Below are 22,574 nucleotides of genomic sequence, written 5' to 3' on the forward strand. Positions count from 1 at the left end.
AGGTTCACTCAGATCCGAGGCGTCGGGCGATCCGCTGCAGGAGCACGGTCTCGGCGAGGCAGACCTTCTCGAACTCGCCGAGGTGGAGCGACTCGTTGGCGCCGTGTGCGCGCGTGTCCGGGTCCTCCACGCCCGTGACGAGGAGTGCCGCGTCGGGCATCATCTCGGCGAAGAGGGACACGAAGGGAATGGAACCGCCGATGCCGACGTCCACCGGCTCGTTCTGCCAGGCGTCCGCGAAGGCCGCACGCGCCTCCTCGTAGACCGGACCGTTCGCGTCGGCGGAGAAGCCCGCACCCAATTCGTCGAGTTCGACGTTGACCTCGGCGCCCCACGGCGCCGCGTCTTCGAGGTGCTTCTTCAGCGCGTCGAAGGCCGCCTGCGGATCCTGGCTCGGCGCGACGCGCAGGGAGAGCTTGGCGCGCGCACTCGCGGTGAGGGTGTTGCTCGCCACGTCAACGCCCGGGGCATCGATGCCGATGACCGTGATGCTCGGCTTGAGCCACAGGCGAGACGTGAGCGGACCCGTGCCGATGAGTTGCGTGCCGGGCAGCATGCCGGCGTCCGAGCGCAGCTGGTCGGCGTCGTACTCGATCTCGGTGTCCTCGGACGCATCGAGACCGGGTACCGCGACGTTGCCCTCTGCGTCATGCAACTCGGCCATGAGGCGGCACATCGTCGTCAGGGCGTCGGGCGCAGCTCCGCCGAACATCCCCGAGTGAACCGAGTGCTTCAACGTGCGGACGGTGACGACCGCACGCACCGTGCCGCGCAGCGTTGTCGTGAGGGCAGGCGTACCGACGGCCCAGTTCGCGGAGTCGGCGAGGACGAGCGCGTCGGAGCGCAACTCGTCGGCGTACTTCTCCAGCAGGGCGGGCAGGGAGTCGGAGGCGATCTCCTCCTCCCCCTCGATGAACAGGGTGACGTCGCAGGGAAGGTCGTCTCCCCACGCGCGGACTGCGGCCAGGTGCGCCATGACACCGGCCTTGTCGTCCGCCGCGCCGCGGCCGTAGAGACGACCGGCGCGTTCGGTCGGCTCGAACGGCGGCGTGTCCCAATCTGCGTCCGCGCCCGGCGGCTGCACGTCGTGGTGGGCGTACATGAGAACCCTCGGGGCTCCGGCCGGGCCGCTCTTGTGGGCGATGACGGCGGGGCGTCCACCCTCGGCCACCACCTTCACGTCCATGCCCTCCGCAGCGAACAGCTCGGCGACGGCCTCGGCCGAACGAGCAACCTGCGTCTGGTCGAAGGAGCCGAGCGAAACACTCGGGATGCGGGTCAGATCCTTGAGGTCCTCGACGACCTTCGGCATGAGGGAACGGACGCGTTCGCGCAGCTGCTCGAGGTCGACGACGGTGTCATTCGTGTTCACACCGGCCACGGTATCGTCCGCGGCGAGCGAGTCGTCCGATCCCGCGCGCCGAGGGTGACCTACCATGATCGGGTGTTCGGACGAGACAAGACCACGACCCAGGGCGCTACACGCGTCGAAGCCTCCACGACGGCGGAAACCCCCGTTTCCCCGGTGAAGGAGCGTCCGGGCGCCAAGAACCGCCCGACGCCCAAGCGCAAGGATCAAGAGGCAGCGCGTCGCCGCCCCCTCGTGGAGACCGACCGCAAGGCCGCCAAAGCGGCGAACAAGCAGCGCGCCCGCGAGGCGCGCCTCGCCCAGCGCGCCGCAGCCGAGCGGGGCGACGACAGCGCCCTTCCCGCCCGCGACCGCGGCCCGGAGAAGCGCTACATCCGCGACCGCGTCGACTCACGCCTCAACATCGGTGAGATCGCACTTCCGCTCATGCTCGTCGCGGTCATCGTCATGTTCGTGCCCAACCCGTCGATCCAGTCTCTTGGGCTCATCATCGTGTGGGCCGTGCTGCTCATCGCCCTCTTCGACGCGATCTTCATGTGGCGCAGCACGAAGAAGCGCCTCATCCAGAAGTTCGGCGCAGCACCGCGCGGCGGCGCCGGCTACGCCATCATGCGCGCCATGCAGATCCGCCGCGGCCGCTTCCCCCGGCCCGCCGTCAAGCGCGGCGAGAAGATCGACTGACGCCTCAGTCGTTCAGCGGCATCGGCCCGTAGACGGCCTCCTCACCATTCATGAGCGTGACCTCCTCGACACGTCGAGGAGGTCTTGCCATGTCTGCGACAGCCAGGCCTCGGCGTCCTCCTGGGAGGAGAAGGGTCCGCCGGCACGGGCGGACGTCTCACTGGTCCAGTTCCACTCGTCCATGCCTGTGAGCCTACGAGCCGTGCCGCGTCGACGGCGGCACTAGGGTGACGGAGAAACCGATCTTCGAAGGAGACGCACATGTCCGCTACGTCCGAGATCCTGTCCGAGCTTCCGATCGATCAGCTCGCCGAGCAGGTGGGCGCGAGCCCTGGGGAGACCGAGGCCGCCGTGCGCAGCGTCGTGCCTGCCCTCCTCGGCGGCATGGAGGCCAACATCCAGCACCCCGGCGGGCAGAGCGCCCTGCTCGACGCGCTCGGCGGCCACGTCGACTCCTCCCCCACGCTCGACGAGGTGAATACGGACGACGGCGCCAAGATCGCCCAGCACGTCTTCGGCGACCAGCAGGACGCCGTCGTCAACCAGCTCGGCGGTCTGCCGGGCACGAGCAACGACCTCGTGCGACGACTCATACCGATCATCGCGCCGATCGTCATCTCCTACCTCGCCAAGCGGGTTCTCGGTGGAGGCGCGGGCACCAACGCCTCGGCCGGCGCCGGTTCCAGCGCCGACATCCTGACGCAGATCCTCTCGGGCGTTCTCGGTGGCTCCGTGCCGGGTGCCCAGTCGGCCGGACAGGGGAGCCAGCAGGCTCAACCCCAGCAGCAAGCGGGCCCGAACTGGGGCGACATCCTCGGCAACGTCCTCGGTGGCGGCACACGTATCTGACGCCGAACCCGATCACAGCGAAGCGGCCGCTCCCTTGGCGAGGGGAGCGGCCGCTTCGTCGTGAGTGCGCCGAACGGCGTCGGCGCGGGGTCAGTTGGAGCGCGTCTGGACCTCGACGAACGGCGGCTTCGTCACGACGGCCTCGAGGAGACGACCGCGCACGTCGACGGCCACGGTGTCACCCTCGGCGACGTCCGGGAGCATCAGCGCGAGCGCGACGCCCTGGCCGAGCGTGGGCGAGAACGTGCCCGAGGTGACCTCACCGAGTTCCTCGCCCTCGGTGCTGCGCACGACGCAGTGGGCACGCGGGATGCCGCGACCGGTCAGCTTGAGGCCGCGCGAAATGCGACGCGGACCCTCGGCCTTCTCCTTCGCGAGCGCGTCCTTACCCCAGAAGGAGTCCTTCTTCCATCCGACGGCCCAGCCAGCGCGAGCCTGGACGGGTGTGATCTCAAGCGACAGGTCCTGACCGTGCAGCGGGTAGCCCATCTCGGTGCGCAGCGTGTCGCGAGCGCCGAGCCCGCAGGGCAGGCCCTCGTAGGGAGCGGCTGCTTCGAGGAGTGCGTCCCACAGGGCGAGGGCGTCCTCCCAGCGGCTGACGAGTTCGTAGCCGCGCTCACCCGTGTAGCCGGTGCGGCAGACGGTGAGCGGGCGGCCCTCCCACTCGGCCTCGTCGAAGCTCATGTAGTCGTGGTCGACCGGCAGGCCCAGCGCCGAGACGACCTCGTCCGACTTGGGTCCCTGAACGGCGAGGACCGCGAACTCCTCGTGCGCGTCGCGCACGTTGATGCCCTCCGGGGCGGCCTCGGCGAGACGACGCACGACCTCGGCGGTGTTGGCGGCGTTGGGGATGAGGAACAGGTCGTCCTCGGCCTTGACGTAGACGATGAGGTCGTCGACGACGCCGCCGGACTCGTCGCAGCACATCGTGTACTGAGCCTTGCCGGGTTCGATCTTGCGCAGGTCGTTGGACAGGCATACGTTGACGAAGTCGAGGGCCCCCTCGCCCTGGACCGTCGCCTTCCCGAGGTGGCTGACGTCGAAGATGCCGACACGCTCGCGCACGACCGTGTGCTCGCGCACGACGCCGCCGCCGGGGTACTCGATTGGCATGGCCCACCCACCGAAGTCGGCCATCTTGGCCCCCAGGGCGCGGTGACGCTCGTCGAGCGGGGACAGTTTCGCTTCACTCATACAGCCGAACCTATCGCCCCGGACGATCGTCCGGGGCGGATGGGGCCGCTAGGGTCGACGAGGAGCAGTTTCGTGACCCCTCGCGGGTCGATCATTCGCAAGAGAAAGGCACTTCACGTGACCACCGTGAACCTCAGCGACAAGGCCACCGCCGCGTCCAAGGCCGACGTCCTCGTCGTCCTCACCGCGAAGTCGAAGGACGGAGCCCGTGTCGTCGACCCGCAGGGCGTCTCCGCCGAGACCGTGAAGGCCGTCAACGCCGCCCTCGGCACCCTCAAGGCCAAAGCGAGCGCCGACGAGGTCGTGCGCCTCGCCGGTATCGCCGGCACCGGGGGCGTCGTGCTCGCCGTCGGTTCCGGCCAGGAGCGCGATGATGCCCTCACCGACGTCGGCGCGCAGCGTGACGCCGCCGGCAGCGCTGCCCGCGCGCTCGCGGACGTCGAGAGCGCCGTCTTCGCCTTCCCCGCGAGCCACGCCGAGGCCGTCGGCGCCGTCACCGAGGGCGTCCTCCTGGGCGCTTATGTGTACGGCGAGTACAAGAAGGAGCCGACGAAGCCCGTCGACGATGTGAAGATCCTCGTCGCCGACGCCAAGGAGAAGGGCCTGACGCAGGCCGTCGCCGACGCGACGATCCGCGCCAATGCGCAGAACTGGGCCCGTGACCTCGTCAACATGCCGCCGCTCGACCTCTACCCCGGTTCGTTCGCCGAGATCGTGCGCAAGCGCCTCGCGAGCTCGAAGGTCAAGGTCGCCGTCATGGACGAGAAGGCCCTCGCCAAGGCCGAGTGCGGCGGCCTGATCGGCGTCGGGCGCGGATCGGCGCGCCCGCCGCGTCTGGTCACCCTCACGTACAAGCCGAGCAACGCCAAGCGCCACATCTCGATCGTCGGCAAGGGCATCACGTTCGACTCCGGCGGCCTGTGCATCAAGCCCGCCAACGGCATGGTGACGATGAAGTGCGACATGGCCGGCGCCGCCGCCGTCGCTGCCTTCGTCGAAGCTGCCGCCGAACTCGAACTGCCGGTCGCCATCACCGGCTACCTGTGCCTCGCGGAGAACATGACCGGCGCCGACGCCCAGCGCCCCGGTGACGTCATCCGCATGCACGACGGCACCACGGTGGAGATCGACAACACCGACGCCGAAGGTCGCCTCGTCATGGCCGACGGCCTCTGCTACGCCAGCGCCGAGGAGCCCGATCTCATCATCGACATCGCCACCCTCACGGGCGCTGCGGTGCTCGCTCTCGGCAACCGCACGGCCGCGGTCGTCGGCAACAACGACGAGGTCCGGGACGACGTCATCTCCGCCTCCGACCGCGTGGGCGAGCACATGTGGCCGATGCCGCTGCTCGACCACCTGCGCCCGAGCATCAACTCCGAGGTCGCCGACCTCAAGCACACCGGCGAGCGCATGGGCGGGCTCATCACGGCCGCCATGTTCCTCAAGGAGTTCGTCGGCGAGAAGAACGGTGAGCAGATCGACTGGGTGCACCTCGACATCGCCGCTCCGGCGTTCAACGAGGGCGGCGCCTACGGCTTCACCCCCAAGGGCGGCACCGGCTTTGCCGTGCGCACTCTGCTCGAGGTCGCCGCGTCCTGACGCGGCCCTCCCCGCGCGAACCCGGGCCGTTCCGAGGAAGCCCAACTTCCTACTGACGGGTACTGGCCCGGGTTTCCGCAACCTCGCTCGACAGTGACAAGATGGGGTCTGATCGGGAGCCCGTTTCGCGACCCGCCCCCGGAGTCGACAACTTCATCCGCGACCCCAAACGTGCAATTTGGATTGAGGAGACCTCCACCCATGTCTGACCGCGTGACCATGCCGGCCCTCGGCGAGTCGGTGACCGAAGGCACCGTGACCCGTTGGCTGAAGAACGTCGGTGACACCGTTGCCGTTGACGAGCCGCTGCTCGAGGTCTCCACGGACAAGGTCGACACCGAGATTCCGTCCCCGGTTGCCGGCACGCTGCAGGAGATCCTCGTCGAAGAGGACGAGACGGTGCCGGTCGGCGCTGACCTCGCCGTCGTCGGCGACGGTGAGGCCTCCGGCGGTTCCGACTCCTCCGACGACTCGGCCGAGGCCGAGGACAAGGGCGAGGAGAAGACCGAGGAAGCTGCTGAGGAGACCTCCTCCGAGAAGGAGTCCAAGTCCTCCGACGACGAGCAGAAGTCCGAAGAGCCCAAGCAGGAAGCTGCCTCCTCCGGCGGCGGCGAGGTCTCCGGTGGCGAGAAGGTGACGATGCCGGCGCTCGGCGAGTCCGTCACCGAGGGCACCATCACGCGCTGGCTCAAGGCCGAGGGCGACGACGTCGCCGTCGACGAGCCGCTGCTCGAGGTCTCCACGGACAAGGTCGACACCGAGGTTCCCTCCCCCGTGGCGGGCAAGCTGACGAAGATCCTGGTTTCCGAGGACGAGACGGTGCCGGTCGGCGCCGACCTCGCCGTCATCGGGGGCGAGGCGGGCGGTTCGTCGTCCGGTTCGTCCGACGACTCGGCCGAGTCCGAGGAGAAGGCCGAGCAGCCGCAGGAGTCCGTCGACTCCGAGAAGCAGGACGAGGCCGTCGAGGCTGCCGAGAACAAGTCCGAGACCTCCGAGCCCGAGAAGGCTCCCGAGGCCAAGGACGAGCCGAAGGAAGAGCCGAAGCAGGAGGCTCCCGCCAAGGAGTCTTCCTCCAGCGACCAGGGTGACAAGCAGCAGGAGGCCTCGACGAAGGTCGACAACTCCGGCACGTACGTCACGCCGCTCGTGCGCAAGATCGCGGCCGAGAACAACATCGACCTGTCGTCCATCAAGGGCACCGGTGTCGGCGGTCGTATCCGTAAGCAGGACGTCCTCGACGCCGCCAAGGCCGCTTCGGCGCCCAAGGAAGAGGCACCGGCCCCCGCACAGGAGTCGGCTGCCGCTGCTCCCGCAGCTGCGGCCACGCCGCAGGCCGCTCCCCAGGCGTCCGCCGAGGCCCAGGCCAAGCGCGGCACGACCGAGAAGATGTCGCGTCTGCGCAAGGTCATCGCCCAGCGCATGGTCGAGTCGCTCGCCACGTCGGCGCAGCTCACGGCCGTCGTCGAGGTCGACATGACCAAGGTCGCCGCCACGCGTGCGCGCAACAAGGAGAACTTCAAGTCCCGCGAGGGCGTCAACCTCTCCTACCTGCCGTTCATCACGACGGCGGTCGTCGAGGCACTCAAGGCGTTCCCGCAGGTCAACTCCTCGGTCGACGGCGAGAACATCGTCTACCACAACGCCGAGCACATCGGCATTGCGGTTGACACGCCGCGCGGCCTGCTCGTGCCGGTGGTCAAGGACGCCGGTGACCTGTCGATCGCCGGCATCGCGAAGAAGATCGCCGACCTTGCCGCGCGTACGCGTGACAACAAGGTGACGCCGGACGAGCTGGGTGGTGGCACGTTCACCATCTCCAACATCGGCTCGAACGGTTCGCTCCTCGACACGCCGATCATCAACCAGCCGCAGGTCGCCATCCTCGGCACCGGCGCGATGACGAAGCGCCCGGTTGTCGTCACGGACGAGTTCGGCAACGACTCCATCGCGGTCCGCCAGATGATGTACCTCGTCCTCACCTACGACCACCGCGTGGTCGACGGCGCGGACGCCGGTCGCTTCCTCTCGGCCGTCAAGGCCCGTCTGGAAGAGGGCGCCTTCGAGGTGTGACCCTCAGGCGGTCCGACGGCTTAACCTGAAGCCATGACCAGGCAGCGCATCGCCATCACCGGTTCCTCCGGATTGATCGGCGGTGCGCTGTCTGCATTTCTGCGCGAACGCGGGGACACTGTCGTGCGACTCGTGCGCAGGCACCCCGTGCCGCCGTACGAGGTCGCGCTGCCCGCCCCCGGTGAACCGGTGGACGAGTTGGCCGCCGCCTTGAACGATGTCGATGTCGTCGTCAATCTCGCGGGTGCCGGCATCGGGGACCATCGGTGGACGGCTTCGTACAAGAAAGCCCTACGGGACTCTCGCATCGACACGACGACGACGCTCGTCGAGGCGCTGGCCCACTGCACGCCGAAGCGCCTCGTCTCCGGCTCGGCGATGGGTTTCTACGGCGACCGCGGCGAGGAAATCCTCGACGAGACCTCGTCAGCCGGGTCGGACTTCCTGGCCGACCTCGTCGTCGACTGGGAAGGGTGTGCCGAGCGGGCCACGAGCGACGGCCACAGCGTTGCGTTCGCCCGCACGACGCTCGTCGTCTCCGCACAGGGCGGGGCCTTCGCCCAGATGGCCCTTCCGGCCAAGTTCGGCGTGCTCGGCCCGTTGGGCTCCGGTCGTCAGTGGTGGAGCTGGATCAGCCTGCGTGACGAAGTGCGCGCGCTGGCCCACCTCATCGACCACCCGGACATCACGGGACCGGTCAACCTCGCGGCGCCACTCGCGTGCCGCCAGGCCGGTGTCGCCAAGGCGCTGGGGCGCTCGATGCGCCGCCCAGCCGTGGCGCCGGCGCCGGAGTTCGCACTGCGCGCAGTTCTGGGCGAGATGTCGACCCAGCTCACCGCCTCGACGAGAGTGCGCCCGGCCGTCCTGCAGGCGTCCGGCTTCACATGGATGGATTCCAACCTCGATCAGGTCCTCGACCGCCTCGCGGCCGATCTCAGCGACCACTCCACTCACTGATCCGCCACTGCCCGGCATCGCTCACGAGGCGCAGCTCCACCTGAGTGGATTGACTCGCCCTGCGCGACCGGTCGTTGCCATGGGTCACCGTGTAGCCCGAGCGCGTGACTGTTGCGGTGGCTCCGGCCGTACCGGCAGCGCCTGTCTTGGGGGTGTAGCTCGCGACGCGGTAGGAGACCCCCGAATAGACGATGCCGTCACGCTGCGCTTGGCGTAGGGCCGCGCTGTCGCTCGTCAGCGCGGGCGACTTCGGCGCCAGGCATCGCTCGAGCCGGCGCTGATCGACGCTGTTCCAGGCCTCGGCGCGACATGCGAGCAGTGCCTCCACCTCGCCGCGGGTCGGTGGGTGCGAGGTGGCACTCGACGAGTCCTTCGAGGCGGTGCTCGCCTTGCCGGAGGCCGAGGGGCGCGCCGTCGACGTCGTCGCTCTCGGCTCGGAGGTTGTGCCCCGCGCGGCGTACGGCGAGTGTTCCGCCGCGGCACCTCGTGCCGGATCCTCCACCGAGTCGGGAGCATCATCCGTGGGCCACAGGGCGGCTCCGGCCACCAGCGTCACACCCAACGTCAGTGCACCGACGAGAAGCGACCTCCCCCGCTGTGGACCCTCCCCGTGACGGCGGCCCCGGCCTGCCGCTCTGCGCGTCTGTGGCCCTTCCGCGAGCTGTCGCTTCTGCGCTTCCTCCCGCAGACGACGTGTGATCGATTCGGCCGGCGCATCCGCCCCGGCCACTCGAGGCAGCGACCGATCGACGGGCACAGCCACCGGGTCGGCAGCCTCGAGAAGTTTGCGAGCCATGTCGTCGGAGTAAGGGCGAGCCGACGGAGTGAGCGCCAGACCGGCCGCGATAAGGCGCTCCAGAGGCTCCGGGACGTCGGGCACGAGTTCGCTCAGCGGCGGTCGAAGCGACGCGGGCGCGGGCGCCTCGCCGACGAGCGCGAACCACGCCACCGCAGCCAGGGAGAACACGTCGCTCGACGCCGCAGGAGCATGGCCTTCAAGAACCTCGGGGGCGACGAAACCTGCGCTGCCCCATTCGGCCTCGCCGGGCAGAGCCGCCACGCGTGACGCACCGAGATCGCTCAACAACGGTCGCCCGACATCGTCGAACAAGACGTTGCGCGGGGTGACGTCGCCATGGACGCACCCTCCGTCGTGAATGCGGGAGAGCGCTCCTGCAATGGGCGCGAGTGCCGTCACGCACTCCCCCGCCGTGAGTCCGCCGCGACCGACGACGACGTCGTGCAAGCTCCCGCCCGGCAGGTACGGCATGAGCAGAACGCTGCGCCCGTCGTCGTCGCGGAGGAAGTCGACAACCGGCACGACGTGGTCCCCGGCATGACGACGCATGCTGCGCCACTCGGCGCGTCCGGAGGCCTCACCGGCCTCGCGGAACACCTTCGCCGCGAGGCTCGCACCACCGGGTGCGATGACGCGCCAGACATCTGCACTGCCGCCCGCTCCGATGAACTCCTCCACCGTGTAACCCTCGAGCCGTGGTTCATGTGTCATGACGGCCTCCCTGCTCCGTTGCGATCTGACGCCCGATCGGGTCGCCGTTTTCAGCCTGCCAAGATCGCGGCGAGCGGCGCAGAAGTTATCCACAGCCCCCTCCGAGCGCCCCGACATGAGCCCGGGCGTAGGCTCCCCTCATGCGCGTCATCCACCTCGGCTTCGATCCTGATTTCGTCGATTACGAGGCCGGTTGGAGCAAACAACGGGAGATTCACGCCGAGGTCGTGGCGGGTGGCGAGGACACGGTTCTCCTGCTCGAACACACCCCCGTCTACACCGCCGGCAAGCGCACCGAGGCTCACGAGCGTCCCTTCGACGGCACGCCCGTCGTCGACGTCGACCGCGGCGGCAAGATCACGTGGCACGGCCCGGGTCAGCTCGTCGGGTACCCGATCTTCGCGCTGCCCATCCCCATCGACGTCGTGGCGCACGTGCGCCGCATCGAGCAGCTCATGATCGGTGTGTGCGCTGACCTCGGGGTCGAGGCCACCACCGTCGAGGGCCGCACAGGTACCTGGGTGCTCGCCGACGACAAGGGTCCCGACCGCAAGATCGGCGCCATCGGCGTGCGCGTCTCGAAGCGCGCCACGATGCACGGTTTCTCCCTCAATGCGAACTGCGATCTCGGCTGGACGCAGACCATCGTCCCGTGCGGGATCTCCGACGCGGGCGTGACCACCCTGAGCAAGGAACTCGGCCGCGATGTGCCTGTGCGTGAGGTGCTTCCCCTCGTCGAGGCGCGGCTGCCTGATCTTCTGTCGCCCCGGCGTCGTTCATGACGACTCTCGAAGTCGCTCGGGAAGTTCCGGCAGGCGTAGGCTGTTGTGCTGGAAAGGCCATGCCAAACCACCGCAAGGAGTCAGTGTCTTGACCGTCGCGCCCGAAGGCCGTCGTCTTTTGCGCGTCGAGGCGCGCAACGCCGAGACCCCCATCGAACGCAAGCCGAGTTGGATCCGTACCACCGCCAAGATGGGCCCGGAGTACAACTCGCTCCAGAAGCTCGTCAAGGGCGAGGGCCTGCACACCGTGTGCCAGGAAGCCGGCTGTCCGAACATCTTCGAGTGTTGGGAAGACCGCGAGGCCACGTTCCTCATCGGTGGTGACACCTGCACGCGTCGTTGCGACTTCTGCGATATCGCCACCGGCAAGCCCGGTCCCCTCGACCTCGACGAGCCGCGCCGTGTCGCGGAGTCGGTGCGCGAGATGGGCCTGCGCTACGCCACCGTCACCGGTGTGGCCCGCGACGACCTCAAGGACGGCGCTGCGCAGCTCTACGGCGACACCGTGCGTCTCATCCACGAACTCAACCCCAACACGGGCGTCGAGATCCTCCCTCCCGACTTCGGCGCCGTGCCGGAGCTCGTCGGCAAGGTCTTCGATGCACGCCCCGAGGTGTTCGCACACAACCTCGAGACGGTGCCGCGCATCTTCCGCCGCATCCGCCCGGCCTTCACCTACGAGAAGTCGCTGAAGGTGCTGACGATGGCGCGCGAGCAGGAACTCGTGACGAAGTCGAACCTCATCCTCGGCATGGGTGAGGAGGAGCACGAGATCGACCAGGCCCTGCAGGATCTGCACGAGGCCGGCTGCGACATCATCACGATCACGCAGTACCTGCGTCCTTCGAAGCTGCACCACCCGATCGACCGGTGGGTCAAGCCCGAGGAGTTCGTCCACTGGAGTGACCGCGCGGAGGAGATCGGTTTCTCCGGCGTCATGGCCGGCCCGCTCGTGCGTTCGTCGTACCGCGCCGGACGCCTCTACGCACAGGTCATGGCCAAGCGCGGCCAGGCCCTGCCGGAGAACCTCCAGCACCTCGCCGAAGCGGCATCGTCCCCGGCCCGCCAGGAGGCGGCGTCGTTGGTCGAGCGCACGCGCTCCGACGTATCCTGATCGGCATGGCAACATCCTCCGGCTCGAACGAGCCCAAGAAGTCACGCTTCCGGCGCGGTCGCGGTGAGGCGGGAGCGAGCAAGGCTCCCGGTCGCTCGTCGCAGTTCAAGCAGGTCTTCGAGACGACGCGCGCGAACGACCCGGCGCTGATCCCGTGGATGGTGGGGGCTTTCGCCCTCGTCTTCCTCGTGTTCCTCGCGATCGGTTTCGGTTTCGGCCACCCGATCTACTTCGGCATCCTCGGGCTGCTGTTCGGTCTGCTCGCGGCGATGGTGGTGCTGGCGCGCCGTGCGAACACGGCGATCTACAAGTCGATCTCGGGTCAGCCGGGTGCGAGCGCGGCGGCGATGTCGTCGCTTCGTCGCGGTTGGTTCGTCGAGCAGGAGCCGGTCGGCGCCGACATGGGTCGCAGCCGTCAGGTCAAGGATCTCTCGAGCGCCGCGATGGTGTACCGCGCCGTCGGCAAGCCGGGCGTCGTGCTCGTGGCCGAGGGCCCCAAGGGCGGCGCAACCCGCCTCCTCGCTCAGGAGAGCAAGCGCACGAGCCGCGTGCTCGGTCCCGAGGTTCCGGTGCACACGATCCGCGTCGGCACGGACGACGAGGCCGTCCCCGTCGAGCGTCTGACGAAGGACATGCAGAAGCTCCCCAAGGTGCTCACCGACGACGAGTCCGGCCAGGTGACGAAGCGTCTGCGTGCCCTCGGCGGACTCAAACCGGGGGTGCCCGCCGGCGTCGACCCGAACAAGGCGCGCGTCAACCGTGCGGCCATGCGCGGACGCTGACCGCTCGATTCGAACGCGACGAAGGCTCTTTCCCCCGCTTGGGGAAGGAGCCTTCGTCGTTCAGCAGGCGGCGACGCGTCAGCGAGTGCGCAGGATGAGCGTTCCCGCGATCTTGTCGTGCAGTCCTCGTCCGTAGCCGTCGGTGACGACGGCAGGTACGACGAGGCACAGCAGGACGGTGCGCACGGCGCCGGAGACCAGACCGGGAGGCGTTGCATCCGGACGCTGGACGACGAGCCCGAAGATGCGGTGACCGATCGTCATGCCGATGGTGCTCACGAGCAGGAAGTTCTCGATCGCGAAGACGAGGAGCGGCTTGAACCCCTCGGCGCCGGAGCCGCCCCAGCGGTAGTCGAGGAATGCCGCCGCGATCAGGGAGCACAGGAACCAGTCGATGAGCAGTGCGCCGATGCGGGGAAGGAAGCGTCCCAGTGAACCCGGCCCCTCGACGGGGCGCCCTGCGGCGGGGTCGGTGTGGGCCTCGGGGCTCGTCATCGTCTCTCCTTTTCCGGACATGATCGTCTCGCACTGTGAGGCACGATCTGTGTTGCTCCAACCCTAGGGCCGTGCCTACCGATAGGTTTAATCCGTGTGTCCGGGACGCGTCCCGGACACTTCGACAGATCGGCACGTGTGTAACACCGCTGAAACATTGAAGCCACGAGAGGGAAACTCCCCCCGACTACTGTCGTGGTGAACACGCGGTGCGACGCCGACCGGTCTCGCCCATCCGATCAGGAGGATCAATGTTCCAGACCGCTGACGAGGCCTTGAAATTCATCAAGGACGAGGATGTCAAGTTCATCGACATCCGATTCTGCGACCTCCCCGGGGTCATGCAGCACTTCAACATCCCGGCCGAGAGCTTCGACGCCGACGCGATCGAAGAGGGCCAGATGTTCGACGGCTCGTCCATCCGCGGTTTCCAGGCGATCCACGAGTCGGACATGAAGCTCGTGCCGGACCTCAAGACGGCGTTCGTCGACCCGTACCGCAAGGAAAAGACGCTCATCATCAACTTCTCGATCGTGGATCCGTTCACGGGCGAGCAGTACTCGCGTGACCCGCGCAACATCGCGGCCAAGGCCGAGGCCTACCTCAAGTCGACGGGCATCGCCGACACGGCGTTCTTCGGCGCGGAGGCGGAGTTCTACGTCTTCGACGACATCCGTTTCGAGACGAAGCAGAACGCCAGCTACTACTACATCGACTCCATCGAGGCCGCCTGGAACACGGGCCGCGAGGAGGAGGGTGGCAACCTCGGGTACAAGACCCGTTACAAGGGTGGCTACTTCCCCGTTCCCCCGGTCGACCACTACGCCGACCTGCGTGACGAGATGTGCCTGCGTCTGGCCGAGGTGGGCCTCGAGGTCGAGCGCAGCCACCACGAGGTCGGCACCGCCGGCCAGATGGAGATCAACTACAAGTTCAACGAGCTTCTGCAGTCGGGCGACGACGTCATGAAGTTCAAGTACGTCATCAAGAACACGGCGTTCGCGAACGGCAAGTCGGCGACGTTCATGCCGAAGCCGCTGTTCGGTGACAACGGTTCGGGTATGCACACGCACCAGTCGCTGTGGAAGGACGGCGAGCCGCTGTTCTACGACGAGCGCGGCTACGGCGGCCTGTCGGACATCGCCCGCTGGTACATCGGTGGTCTGCTCAAGCACGCTCCGTCGCTGCTGGCGTTCACGAACCCGTCGATGAACTCCTACCACCGCCTCGTGCCGGGTTACGAGGCTCCCGTGAACCTCGTGTACTCCGCGCGTAACCGTTCGGCGTGTGTGCGTATCCCGATCACGGGTACGTCGCCGAAGGCGAAGCGTGTCGAGTTCCGCGTGCCGGACCCTTCGGCGAACCCGTACCTGTGCTTCGCGGCGCAGCTCATGGCGGGCCTGGACGGCATCAAGAACCGCATCGAGCCGCCGGAGCCGGTGGACAAGGACCTCTACGAGCTTCCGCCCGAGGAGCACGACGCCATCGAGCAGGTTCCGGCGTCGCTGCCGGCCGTTCTCGACGCGCTCGAGGCCGACCACGAGTACCTGCTCGAGGGCGACGTGTTCACGGAGGACCTCATCCAGACGTGGATCGAGTACAAGCGCCTCAACGAGGTCGACCCGATCCGGTTCCGTCCGCACCCGCACGAGTTCGAGATGTACTACGACATCTGAGCAATCACGCGGGTTTACGACCCTTCGGGACTCAGTAGGGACTCAGACCGTCCGTTCGTCATGGCAGCAGCCACGGCAGAACGGGCGGTCTCGTCCTTGTCCGGCCACAGGTGCCCATACGTGTTGAGCGTCGTCGTCGCGTTCTTGTGGCGCATCCGCGCCTGAACGACCTTCACGTCGAGGCCCGCCGAGATCAACAGACTCGCAAAGTAGTGCCGCAGGTCGTGGAATCTGAACCCGTCCGGCAGCCCGTCCACGCTCCCCCGTGCCGCGCGCATCGCCCGTTCGACGGCCCACGGCGACGACTGGCGTCCGTACTCGCTCATCACGACGTGCTCACCATCCTGCGGAATAATCCGCACGAGCTCGAACGGCACAGGAACGGGCGTGCGCGAGAAGTCCGTCTTCAACGGCTCGGCCGGGTACTGCACCGCCGGCGCGATGACGCCCGCCTCGAAGTCCACGTCATCGACGCGCAACCCCACGCACTCAGCGAGACGCAGACCGGCGAACGCCGCGAGCAACACAGCCGGACGCAGGTGCTCGGGGAACGCATCATGCAGCGCCCATACCTGCGCCGTGGTGGCGACGTACGGGCGCTGTTGTCCCTGCGATGGTGCCGTTCGACGTGAGCACGGCGAACGTGGGATCAGGCCGTCGTGAACGGCGTCTCCCATGATCTGCGCAAAGCGCCTGTAGACGGCGTAGACGTAGCTCTGAGCGCGCCCGTCGTTCTGCATCGCGGCGACCCAGGCGTTCACGTCGGAGGGCTTCACCGACCTGACCGGCTTGTCCTCGAACGTCGCGCGGATGATCTGAACGTGCGTCTCAGCCTGGCGGTACGTGGACGCCTTACGCGACGAGTACCCGGCGAGCCAGGTGTCGCACCACTGCCCAACGGTCAGCTTCTCCCGCTGCGGGTCGACCCACGTCCCCGCCGCAACCTCAGCCGCCTTCGCGTGTAGCCACGCCCTCGCGTCACGCTTCGTGTCGAACGCCTTCGACCACTGTTTGCCGCCCCGCTCAGGCCGGTAGCGCGCACGGTACCGCTTGCCCTTGCCGTAGCGGTCGGTGCGGACCTTCACGCCGTCACGCTCGACGACCCATCGGTCGTCGATGTGAGAGGAAATCACGACTACCCCGCCCGCCTCGACGGGTGAAACCGCTTCGAGACGTCCTCGGCGATAGCACCGTCGACTCTTTCGACGCCGCAGTCGCGCAACAAGTCGTCGAGCGAGATGGCGTAGATCTCCGCGAGCGCGAATGCCTCGTCGAGCTTCACCGCCCGCTCGCCCGCCTCGACTTTCGCTAGGGTCGTCTGCCGCCAGGAGCGAAAACCGTAGCTGAACATTATCTTAGCGACCATGCCTTGCGATACGCCGATCGCTTCTCTACGGCGTCGAACGTTCCGCGCGAAGGTCGCAGGCATCGAGGCCACGATGTCGCGGAAGGCGGCAGAACTCGGCGGGGTCTGCGCGCCAGGAGTACGGCACTCACATTCACTCACGGAGCCAGCGTAACCGATCATCGGTTGACAAGCCCAACGTCATCGGTATCATCCTCTTATCGGTTAACCGACCATCGGTTACCGCTAGAGAGGAAACCCATGGAACCAACGATCCTGACCACAGCCGAAGCCGCCGAGGTGCTTCGCGTTCCCGTAGGTACCCTCCGCTACTGGCGGCACCAGGGCACCGGGCCGAAGTCGTTCAAGCTCGGCGCGAAGCGCGTCGCTTACATGCGCGACGACGTCGAGGCATGGCTGCGGGCGCAGTACGAGGCCGGGGACTGCGAGTGACGAGGTTCTCGCTCGAGCAGTTGCTCGACATGGCGGAGGCCGAGGGCCGCGTGAAGTACGCGGAAGGGTTCCGCGCCGGTCTCGCCGCAGCAGACGAGGCGAACGCTCGCAAGCACGAAGAAGATGCAGCCGCCGCCGTGGAGCGGGAACTCCACGAGCGCGCGGTCTACATCACGGCCGGACTCACCGGCCACACAGACCCGTCGTGGCGCGGACTGGACCCCGTGACAGCCACGACGGACGAACTCACCAAGGCAGCAGCAGCCAGGCGAGCAGCGGGTAACAACCGCTTCCGTGCCAGCCTAGACCACCAGGAGAGCGCAGCGTGAACGAAACCCACGACGGCCCCGTGCCGTCACCCTGGGGCGACGAGACCGTGCTCGAAACGCGCGGACGAGCGGCAGGCGTGTACTTCACCGCCGACGAACTACTCGACACCAAGTTCCCCGAACCCCGATGGGCTGTCCCCGGCCTGATCTGCGAAGGGTTGAACCTCCTCGTCGGCAGCCCCAAGCTCGGCAAGTCCTGGCTATGCCTCGGCCTCGGTGTTGCGATCGCAAGCGGAAACAAGGCACTCGACAAGATCGACGTCGAACAAGGCTCAGTCCTCTACGCCGCACTCGAGGACACCCCCCGAAGGCTCAAGAACCGACTGGAGACCGTGCTCGACGGTGACGCAGCGCCGAAGGGGCTGAGCATCACGACCGTTCTTCCACGCGGGCAAGAAATGGTCGACGTCGTATCCGAATGGCTCGACGCCCACGACGACGCACGCCTCGTCATCATCGACGTTCTTCGCAAGGTCACGCCCCGCTCAGACGGCCGCAACAGCTACGAAGCGGACTACGAAGCGATGGGCGCACTCAAGCGCCTAGCGGACAAGCACCGTGTCGCTGTCGTCGCCGTGCACCACACGCGCAAGATGACCGACGAAGGCGATGTGTTCAACGAGGTCTCAGGTAGCACCGGCCTCACGGGCGCAGCAGACGCGATCCTCATTGCCAAGCGCAGCCGCAACGATGGTGCGGCAGCACTCCACGTCACGGGCCGCGACATTCTCGAGAACGAGTACGCGATCACCTTTGACAGCAACCGTTGCGCCTGGGGACTCGACGGCATGGAACTGGCGGACGCAGCGAACAAAGCCAAGGTGCTCAAGGCGAGCGACGGGGTTGGCGACAGGTCGGCGGCGATCATCCGACTGCTCGAGAAGCATCCGGAAGGTCTCGGCCCGACCGAGGTGGGCAAGCAGCTCGACCTCACCAAAGAGACGGCAGGCTCCTACCTCACTCGCCTCGCTGACGCTGGCCGGATCCAGAAAGTAGGCAGGGGTAAGTATCGGAGTGCCTACTCTGCCGACACTGCCTACATCGAGCACGAGAACACCGTGATACCCGTCAACTTCGGAAGCAAAGTAGGCACTGTAGGCACTGTAGGCAGCGCCTCACAGCGTGCCGACAACGATGGCGGTGACGGCGCATGACCATGACCAGCTGCTTGGAGTGCGGAGAACCCTCGAACGGCCCCCGCTGCGACGAGCACCGACGACCCGCCGCCTCTCGACCCTCACGAGCAGCAGGCTACGACTCAGCATGGGATCGACTCAGCCGACGAGCACGCAAGCTCCAGCCGTTCTGCAGCGACTGCGGTGCGACCGACGACCTCACCTGTGACCACAGCCCGGAGGCATGGCGACGCAAGGAACGCGGCCTCTCCATCCGCCTGTGCGACGTCGACGTCGTATGTCGAGCGTGCAACTCCCGACGCGGACGAGCACGAACCAGGGGGGAAGGGGTGAACAAAAGTCAAGAGGAGCCTTCCGCTAAGTCACAATGTGAGACACTATTTGAGAACGATTCTCGTCTAGGGGGTGTTGAGGCGTGAGGGCAGGGCCGAAGGGCAACATTGAGGTCGCGCCTCTGGACTTCTCCGGCTGGACTACGGCCCGCGCTGAGCGTCGTATCCGGTTCGTCGACGAGTACGTCGTTACTCCCAAGGGTGTCGGTGCCCTCGAGCCGATGCGGTTCCGTCCGTGGCAGCGTGAGATCGTCTCTGGCGCGTTCGCTGACGGTATCCGTACGGCGCTCGTCTCGTTGCCTCGTGCGAACGGTAAGACGGCCCTCGCGGCTGCTCTGGCTGTGGCCGAGTTGTTCGTCGGCCCGCCGTCTGCCGAGGTGCTTGTCGTGGCGTCTGATCAGCGGCAGGCGAACATCGCGCTGCGCATGGCGAAGCGCATGATCGAGCTCTCCCCCGAGCTGGCCGAGCGCGCACAGATCTTCTCCGACAAGATCGTCGTCCCGCACAACGATGCGACGATGATTGCTCTCCCGGCTGACCCTGGCGCGCTTCACGGCTGGGATCCGTCCCTGTTGATCGTCGACGAGCTGCACGTCGTGTCTGAGGCGGTGTGGGAGGCCGTGACGTCGGTGCAGGGTAAGCGGCCCGAGTCGTTGACGCTGGCTATCAGTACGCCGTCGACGTCGCCCGATTGTGTGATGTGGCGGCTCATCGAGCATGGCCGTCGTGGCGATGACCCTGCGTTCTTCCTGCGTGAGTTCCAAGCGCCTGACGGGTGCGCCACCGACGACGAAGCGGCGTGGGCTGAGGCTAACCCGGCGCTGGATGACTTCCTGAGCCGTGATGGCCTCGCGTCGGCTCGTCGCACGTTGCGTGAGCCGGTGTTCCGTCAGTTGCGTCTCGGCCAGTGGGTGAGCGGTTCGGAGTCGTGGCTGCCGTTCGGTACCTGGGACGCCCTGGCGGACACGGAACGGCGCGTGGAGAAGAAGGCTCGCGTGGTCCTCGCGTTCGACGGCAGCGCGTCGGGTGACTCTACGGCTCTCATCGGCTGCACGGTCGGAGAGGACCCGCACCTGTTCGTCGAGGGGCTGTGGGAGAACCCCGGCGACCCGCGCTGGCGTGTTCCGCGTTCGGACGTGAGCAACGCCGTAGACGTCGCGTTCCAGAAGTACGACGTTCTCGAGCTGGCCGCTGACCCTTGGGGTTGGAATTCGGAGATCGAGGCGTGGGCAGCGCGTCACGGTGAGAAGCGGGTGCTGATGTGGAACACGGCAGCCGCGAACCGCATGGCCCCCGCGACGGACCGCCTCTACACGGCGACGCAGGAGCAGACCGTCACTCACGACGGCAACAAGGATCTGGCCGCGCACGTCGCGCACTGTGTGGCGAAGCGAACGCCGATGGGTGACCTCGTGAGCAAGGACAAGAAGGGCAGTCCCCGCAAGATCGACGCGGCTGTCGGCGCGATCATCGCGTTCGACCGGGCGTCATTCCACACCAACAAGCCGACCAAACGAAGGGCAGTGAGTTTCCGATGAACACCACCATGATCAAGACCTTGAGCGAGAAGCTGGACACGACCGTCCCGAAGCTCACCGAGCTCGACTCCTACTGGAACGGGCAGCAGCCCGCCGCTTTCCTGTCCACCGAGTCGCGTGAGGCGCTGGGCGACCGTCTGCGGCGCGTGTCTGTGAACTTCCCCCGCCTCGCCGTGACGGCCCTGGCGGAACGTCTGGACCTCACCGGTTTCCGTGCGGGCGGTCTGGACGCTGAACCCGACACGGACCTGTGGAACGTGTGGCGGCGCTGCGGGATGGAGGAAGCATCGGCGCAGGCTCACGTCGACGCTCTCGCCTACGGCCGTTCGTTCGTCATCGTGTGGGCCGACTCGGCGGGCGCTCCGGTTGTGACGGTCGAGAGTCCGTTGCAGGTGGCTGTGACGCGCGACCCGGCGTCGCGTGAAGTGACGGCTGCACTCAAGCGGTGGATCGACGGCAGCACGGCGCGGGCGGTCCTGTATGAGCGGGACGCGATCACGGTGCTCGAGCATCCCGGCACGATGGTTGACGCGGCTGCGATGCCTTCGACGGGCTGGACGGTGACGGAGAGGATCCCGAACCCGCTCGGCGTCGTCCCGGTCGTCCCGGTCGTGAACCGTGGGCGTCTGCTCGACGTTGACGGCGTGTCGGAGATGGCGGACATCCTTGACCTGACCGACGCGCTGAACAAGATCAACCTTGACATGCTCGTCACGTCGGAGTTCTACGCTCGCCCGCGCCGTTGGGCGACCGGCCTCGAGGTTGTCGAGGACGAGGACGGTAACCCGGTGAAGCCGTTTTCCGCCGCTCTCGATGACGTGTGGCAGTCGGAGGCAGCAGACACGAAGTTCGGGCAGTTCGACGCGGCTCGTCTCGACGGGTACGCCGACGCGGCCGCGCTCATCACGCAGCAGATCGGCGCTCTCACGGGCCTGCCGCCGCACTACTTGGGCCTGCACGGCGATCAGCCTGCGTCGGCGGATGCGATCCGTTCGGCTGAGGCGTCCCTCGTTGCTCGCGCGTACGCGCTGCACCGCACGTTCGGTACGGCGTGGGCGGCGGTCGCTCGTCTCATGCTCGCCGTCCGTGACGGCGTGGACCCTCGCACGCTGGACGTCGAACCGATGTGGGCGAACCCGGAGACCCGCACGCCCGCGCAGGCAGCGGACGCGGCCGCGAAGCTCGTCGGCGTCGGCGTGCCGCTGTCGGTCGTCCTGGCAGACACGCTCGGTTTCTCGCCCGAGCAGGTCGAGCGCGTTCGCTCCGCCCGTCGTGGTGACGCTCTCGACGCGGCAGCGGTCGATCTCGGGAAGCTGGCCGCGTCGTGACGTACCGCGAGCAGATTCGGGCGCTGGGCGACCAGGCCGCTGAGCAGGTCACGGCGATCTTCATGTCGTGGCAGGAGGAGCTGATCTCCACCGAGGAAGCCGTCGACCTGTTGGCCGCGTTCATCGCGGGCGCGAACTCGAGGGCGGTCGCCCTGGCCGACCTGGCTCTCGCTGCGACGCTCATGCAGCAGATGGGCGTGCCGGTGGCGACGTTGGGGCTCGTCCCTGACGCGGGGGATGCCGACCGGCTGCACAAGGCGGCACGAACGATCCTCGCCGTCCCTGACGTCACCCTCGAGCGCGTGCAGCGCCTCGCCAGGGCTGAACCGCTCGACGCCGCGTCGACGGCGTTCAGTGAGGGAGTCAAGAGGTCGCCGCACGTCACTGGGTGGGTGCGTTCGGTGTCCGGCTCCGGGTGCGAACTGTGCACATGGTGGGCGCGTGACGGGCAGGTGTGGCCCGCCGATCATCCGATGCCGACACACAAGGGCTGCACGTGCAGCCAAGTACCAGTTGAGAAGGAGACAGCATGACCGAGGAACTGACCATCGAGAACGACACCAACGAGCGGGACGTCCACAATGTGGACACTGCGGGTGACGAGGAGGGTACGCAGAATGCGCGTACCCTCAAGGGTGTCACTACTACCGACACCCTTGAGGACGAGCGCGGCGACGTCGACGGATCGGATGATCCCTCCGGCGATGAGACGTTCCCCCGCGAGTACGTCGAGAAGCTGCGCAAGGAGAACGCCGACGCTCGCGTGAAGGCGAAGCGCGCCGACGACCTGGCCGCACGGCTGCACACGGCCCTGGTGGCTGCCACGGGCCGTCTCGCGGACCCGTCCGACCTCGAGTTCGACGATGCCCACCTTGACGACGCCGACGCGCTGAACGCGGCCGTCGACGAACTTCTCGCCCGCAAGCCGCACCTTGCGTCACGTCGCCCGGTTGGCTCAATCGGGCAGGGTGCGACGGCTCCCGCCGATAGCGTCAGCCTGGCCGGGATCCTCCGGCACAACGCACAGTGAGA

Annotated in this window: 23 protein-coding genes; 16 read left to right on the top strand and 7 right to left on the bottom strand. The window is 67.5% G+C overall.

Annotated features, from left to right (window positions below):
- Positions 1 to 4: 4 nt before the first annotated feature.
- On the bottom strand, positions 5 to 1,372 hold the full coding sequence (locus H7F30_RS12125) for a dipeptidase (protein ID WP_255464823.1): 1,368 nt from the start codon (positions 1,370 to 1,372) through the stop codon (positions 5 to 7).
- Positions 1,373 to 1,444: 72 nt separating this feature from the next.
- On the opposite strand from H7F30_RS12125, the gene H7F30_RS12130 reads away from it, so the two are divergent.
- Positions 1,445 to 2,050, top strand: a complete 606-nt coding sequence (locus H7F30_RS12130) for a DUF3043 domain-containing protein (protein ID WP_187035384.1) — start codon at positions 1,445 to 1,447, stop codon at positions 2,048 to 2,050.
- A 48-nt stretch (positions 2,051 to 2,098) separates the two neighbouring features.
- Here H7F30_RS12130 and H7F30_RS14960 read toward each other — a convergent pair whose 3' ends face one another.
- On the bottom strand, positions 2,099 to 2,233 hold the full coding sequence (locus H7F30_RS14960) for a hypothetical protein (RefSeq protein WP_255464824.1): 135 nt from the start codon (positions 2,231 to 2,233) through the stop codon (positions 2,099 to 2,101).
- Between the two features lie 78 nt (positions 2,234 to 2,311).
- Here H7F30_RS14960 and H7F30_RS12135 point away from each other — a divergent pair, with 78 nt between their 5' ends.
- A complete protein-coding gene (locus H7F30_RS12135) occupies positions 2,312 to 2,899 on the top strand; it encodes a DUF937 domain-containing protein (protein WP_187035386.1) in 588 nt (195 codons plus the stop codon).
- Between the two features lie 90 nt (positions 2,900 to 2,989).
- Here H7F30_RS12135 and gcvT read toward each other — a convergent pair whose 3' ends face one another.
- Positions 2,990 to 4,093, bottom strand: a complete 1,104-nt coding sequence (gcvT, locus tag H7F30_RS12140) for a glycine cleavage system aminomethyltransferase GcvT (RefSeq protein ID WP_187035389.1) — start codon at positions 4,091 to 4,093, stop codon at positions 2,990 to 2,992.
- Between the two features lie 117 nt (positions 4,094 to 4,210).
- On the opposite strand from gcvT, the gene H7F30_RS12145 reads away from it, so the two are divergent.
- The 3 genes from H7F30_RS12145 (at position 4,211) to H7F30_RS12155 (ending at position 8,722) form a co-directional block, all read left to right on the top strand.
- Positions 4,211 to 5,695, top strand: coding sequence for a leucyl aminopeptidase (locus H7F30_RS12145; protein ID WP_187035391.1), 1,485 nt, complete (start codon positions 4,211 to 4,213; stop codon positions 5,693 to 5,695).
- 201 nt (positions 5,696 to 5,896) lie between these two features.
- Positions 5,897 to 7,765, top strand: coding sequence for a 2-oxoglutarate dehydrogenase, E2 component, dihydrolipoamide succinyltransferase (gene sucB / locus H7F30_RS12150; protein WP_187035393.1), 1,869 nt, complete (start codon positions 5,897 to 5,899; stop codon positions 7,763 to 7,765).
- A 33-nt stretch (positions 7,766 to 7,798) separates the two neighbouring features.
- A complete protein-coding gene (locus tag H7F30_RS12155) occupies positions 7,799 to 8,722 on the top strand; it encodes a TIGR01777 family oxidoreductase (protein WP_187035395.1) in 924 nt (307 codons plus the stop codon).
- Here H7F30_RS12155 and H7F30_RS12160 read toward each other — a convergent pair.
- A complete protein-coding gene (locus H7F30_RS12160; RefSeq protein ID WP_187035397.1) occupies positions 8,700 to 10,232 on the bottom strand; it encodes a serine/threonine-protein kinase in 1,533 nt (510 codons plus the stop codon). The two genes, H7F30_RS12155 and H7F30_RS12160, sit on opposite strands and share 23 nt — an antisense overlap.
- A gap of 140 nt (positions 10,233 to 10,372) precedes the next feature.
- Here H7F30_RS12160 and lipB point away from each other — a divergent pair, with 140 nt between their 5' ends.
- The 3 genes from lipB to H7F30_RS12175 all read left to right on the top strand — a co-directional run bounded on the left by lipB (position 10,373) and on the right by H7F30_RS12175 (position 12,910).
- On the top strand, positions 10,373 to 11,014 hold the full coding sequence (lipB, locus tag H7F30_RS12165) for a lipoyl(octanoyl) transferase LipB (protein ID WP_047311456.1): 642 nt from the start codon (positions 10,373 to 10,375) through the stop codon (positions 11,012 to 11,014).
- A gap of 88 nt (positions 11,015 to 11,102) precedes the next feature.
- On the top strand, positions 11,103 to 12,128 hold the full coding sequence (gene lipA, locus H7F30_RS12170; RefSeq protein WP_047311455.1) for a lipoyl synthase: 1,026 nt from the start codon (positions 11,103 to 11,105) through the stop codon (positions 12,126 to 12,128).
- Positions 12,129 to 12,133: 5 nt separating this feature from the next.
- Entirely contained in the window at positions 12,134 to 12,910 is a 777-nt protein-coding gene (locus tag H7F30_RS12175) for a DUF4191 domain-containing protein (RefSeq protein WP_187035398.1), read from the top strand.
- Positions 12,911 to 12,988: 78 nt separating this feature from the next.
- On the opposite strand, the gene H7F30_RS12180 is transcribed toward H7F30_RS12175, so the two are convergent.
- A complete protein-coding gene (locus H7F30_RS12180) occupies positions 12,989 to 13,405 on the bottom strand; it encodes an RDD family protein (RefSeq protein ID WP_187035400.1) in 417 nt (138 codons plus the stop codon).
- Positions 13,406 to 13,656: 251 nt separating this feature from the next.
- Between H7F30_RS12180 and glnA the strand changes: the two genes are divergently transcribed.
- The gene (gene glnA, locus H7F30_RS12185) at positions 13,657 to 15,081 is read left to right on the top strand and encodes a type I glutamate--ammonia ligase (protein ID WP_047311452.1); all 1,425 of its coding nucleotides are present in this window, start codon (positions 13,657 to 13,659) and stop codon (positions 15,079 to 15,081) included.
- A 14-nt stretch (positions 15,082 to 15,095) separates the two neighbouring features.
- On the opposite strand, the gene xerC is transcribed toward glnA, so the two are convergent.
- Both xerC and H7F30_RS12195 read right to left on the bottom strand, forming a co-directional pair.
- Positions 15,096 to 16,214 carry a tyrosine recombinase XerC gene (xerC, locus tag H7F30_RS12190; protein ID WP_187035402.1) on the bottom strand — a complete coding sequence of 373 codons (1,119 nt, stop codon included), beginning with the start codon at positions 16,212 to 16,214 and terminating at the stop codon, positions 15,096 to 15,098.
- 2 nt (positions 16,215 to 16,216) lie between these two features.
- Positions 16,217 to 16,588, bottom strand: a complete 372-nt coding sequence (locus H7F30_RS12195) for a helix-turn-helix transcriptional regulator (protein ID WP_187035404.1) — start codon at positions 16,586 to 16,588, stop codon at positions 16,217 to 16,219.
- A gap of 99 nt (positions 16,589 to 16,687) precedes the next feature.
- Between H7F30_RS12195 and H7F30_RS12200 the strand changes: the two genes are divergently transcribed.
- The 7 genes from H7F30_RS12200 (at position 16,688) to H7F30_RS12230 (ending at position 22,572) form a co-directional block, all read left to right on the top strand.
- Entirely contained in the window at positions 16,688 to 16,879 is a 192-nt protein-coding gene (locus H7F30_RS12200; RefSeq protein ID WP_187035406.1) for an AlpA family transcriptional regulator, read from the top strand.
- Positions 16,876 to 17,208 (top strand): hypothetical protein, encoded by a 333-nt coding sequence (locus tag H7F30_RS12205; protein WP_187035408.1) that lies wholly within the window; start codon positions 16,876 to 16,878, stop codon positions 17,206 to 17,208. Before H7F30_RS12200 ends, H7F30_RS12205 begins: the two co-directional genes overlap by 4 nt.
- Entirely contained in the window at positions 17,205 to 18,362 is a 1,158-nt protein-coding gene (locus H7F30_RS12210) for an AAA family ATPase (RefSeq protein ID WP_187035410.1), read from the top strand. The genes H7F30_RS12205 and H7F30_RS12210 overlap by 4 nt, the downstream gene beginning before the upstream one ends.
- Positions 18,363 to 18,759: 397 nt before the next feature.
- Positions 18,760 to 20,214 (top strand): terminase large subunit domain-containing protein, encoded by a 1,455-nt coding sequence (locus H7F30_RS12215; RefSeq protein ID WP_187035411.1) that lies wholly within the window; start codon positions 18,760 to 18,762, stop codon positions 20,212 to 20,214.
- Positions 20,211 to 21,542 carry a phage portal protein gene (locus H7F30_RS12220; protein WP_187035414.1) on the top strand — a complete coding sequence of 444 codons (1,332 nt, stop codon included), beginning with the start codon at positions 20,211 to 20,213 and terminating at the stop codon, positions 21,540 to 21,542. The genes H7F30_RS12215 and H7F30_RS12220 overlap by 4 nt, the downstream gene beginning before the upstream one ends.
- Entirely contained in the window at positions 21,539 to 22,075 is a 537-nt protein-coding gene (locus H7F30_RS12225) for a hypothetical protein (RefSeq protein WP_187035417.1), read from the top strand. The genes H7F30_RS12220 and H7F30_RS12225 overlap by 4 nt, the downstream gene beginning before the upstream one ends.
- Positions 22,072 to 22,572: a hypothetical protein gene (locus H7F30_RS12230; RefSeq protein ID WP_222617805.1), complete on the top strand. Its 501-nt coding sequence runs from the start codon at positions 22,072 to 22,074 to the stop codon at positions 22,570 to 22,572. Before H7F30_RS12225 ends, H7F30_RS12230 begins: the two co-directional genes overlap by 4 nt.
- The last annotated feature ends 2 nt before the right edge of the window (positions 22,573 to 22,574 follow it).

Origin of the sequence: Dermacoccus sp. PAMC28757 (assembly GCF_014302635.1) — a bacterium.
Taxonomy (GTDB): Bacteria; Actinomycetota; Actinomycetes; order Actinomycetales; family Dermatophilaceae; genus Dermacoccus; species Dermacoccus abyssi.

Coding starts and splice junctions, on each gene's coding strand:
- H7F30_RS14960 (WP_255464824.1), bottom strand. CDS start 2,233: ATGGACGAGTGGAACTGGACCAGTGAGACGTCCGCCCGTGCCGGCGGA.
- H7F30_RS12135 (WP_187035386.1), top strand. CDS start 2,312: ATGTCCGCTACGTCCGAGATCCTGTCCGAGCTTCCGATCGATCAGCTC.
- gcvT (WP_187035389.1), bottom strand. CDS start 4,093: ATGAGTGAAGCGAAACTGTCCCCGCTCGACGAGCGTCACCGCGCCCTG.
- sucB (WP_187035393.1), top strand. CDS start 5,897: ATGTCTGACCGCGTGACCATGCCGGCCCTCGGCGAGTCGGTGACCGAA.
- H7F30_RS12155 (WP_187035395.1), top strand. CDS start 7,799: ATGACCAGGCAGCGCATCGCCATCACCGGTTCCTCCGGATTGATCGGC.
- H7F30_RS12160 (WP_187035397.1), bottom strand. CDS start 10,232: ATGACACATGAACCACGGCTCGAGGGTTACACGGTGGAGGAGTTCATC.
- lipB (WP_047311456.1), top strand. CDS start 10,373: ATGCGCGTCATCCACCTCGGCTTCGATCCTGATTTCGTCGATTACGAG.
- H7F30_RS12175 (WP_187035398.1), top strand. CDS start 12,134: ATGGCAACATCCTCCGGCTCGAACGAGCCCAAGAAGTCACGCTTCCGG.
- H7F30_RS12180 (WP_187035400.1), bottom strand. CDS start 13,405: ATGACGAGCCCCGAGGCCCACACCGACCCCGCCGCAGGGCGCCCCGTC.
- glnA (WP_047311452.1), top strand. CDS start 13,657: ATGTTCCAGACCGCTGACGAGGCCTTGAAATTCATCAAGGACGAGGAT.
- H7F30_RS12200 (WP_187035406.1), top strand. CDS start 16,688: ATGGAACCAACGATCCTGACCACAGCCGAAGCCGCCGAGGTGCTTCGC.
- H7F30_RS12220 (WP_187035414.1), top strand. CDS start 20,211: ATGAACACCACCATGATCAAGACCTTGAGCGAGAAGCTGGACACGACC.
- H7F30_RS12230 (WP_222617805.1), top strand. CDS start 22,072: ATGACCGAGGAACTGACCATCGAGAACGACACCAACGAGCGGGACGTC.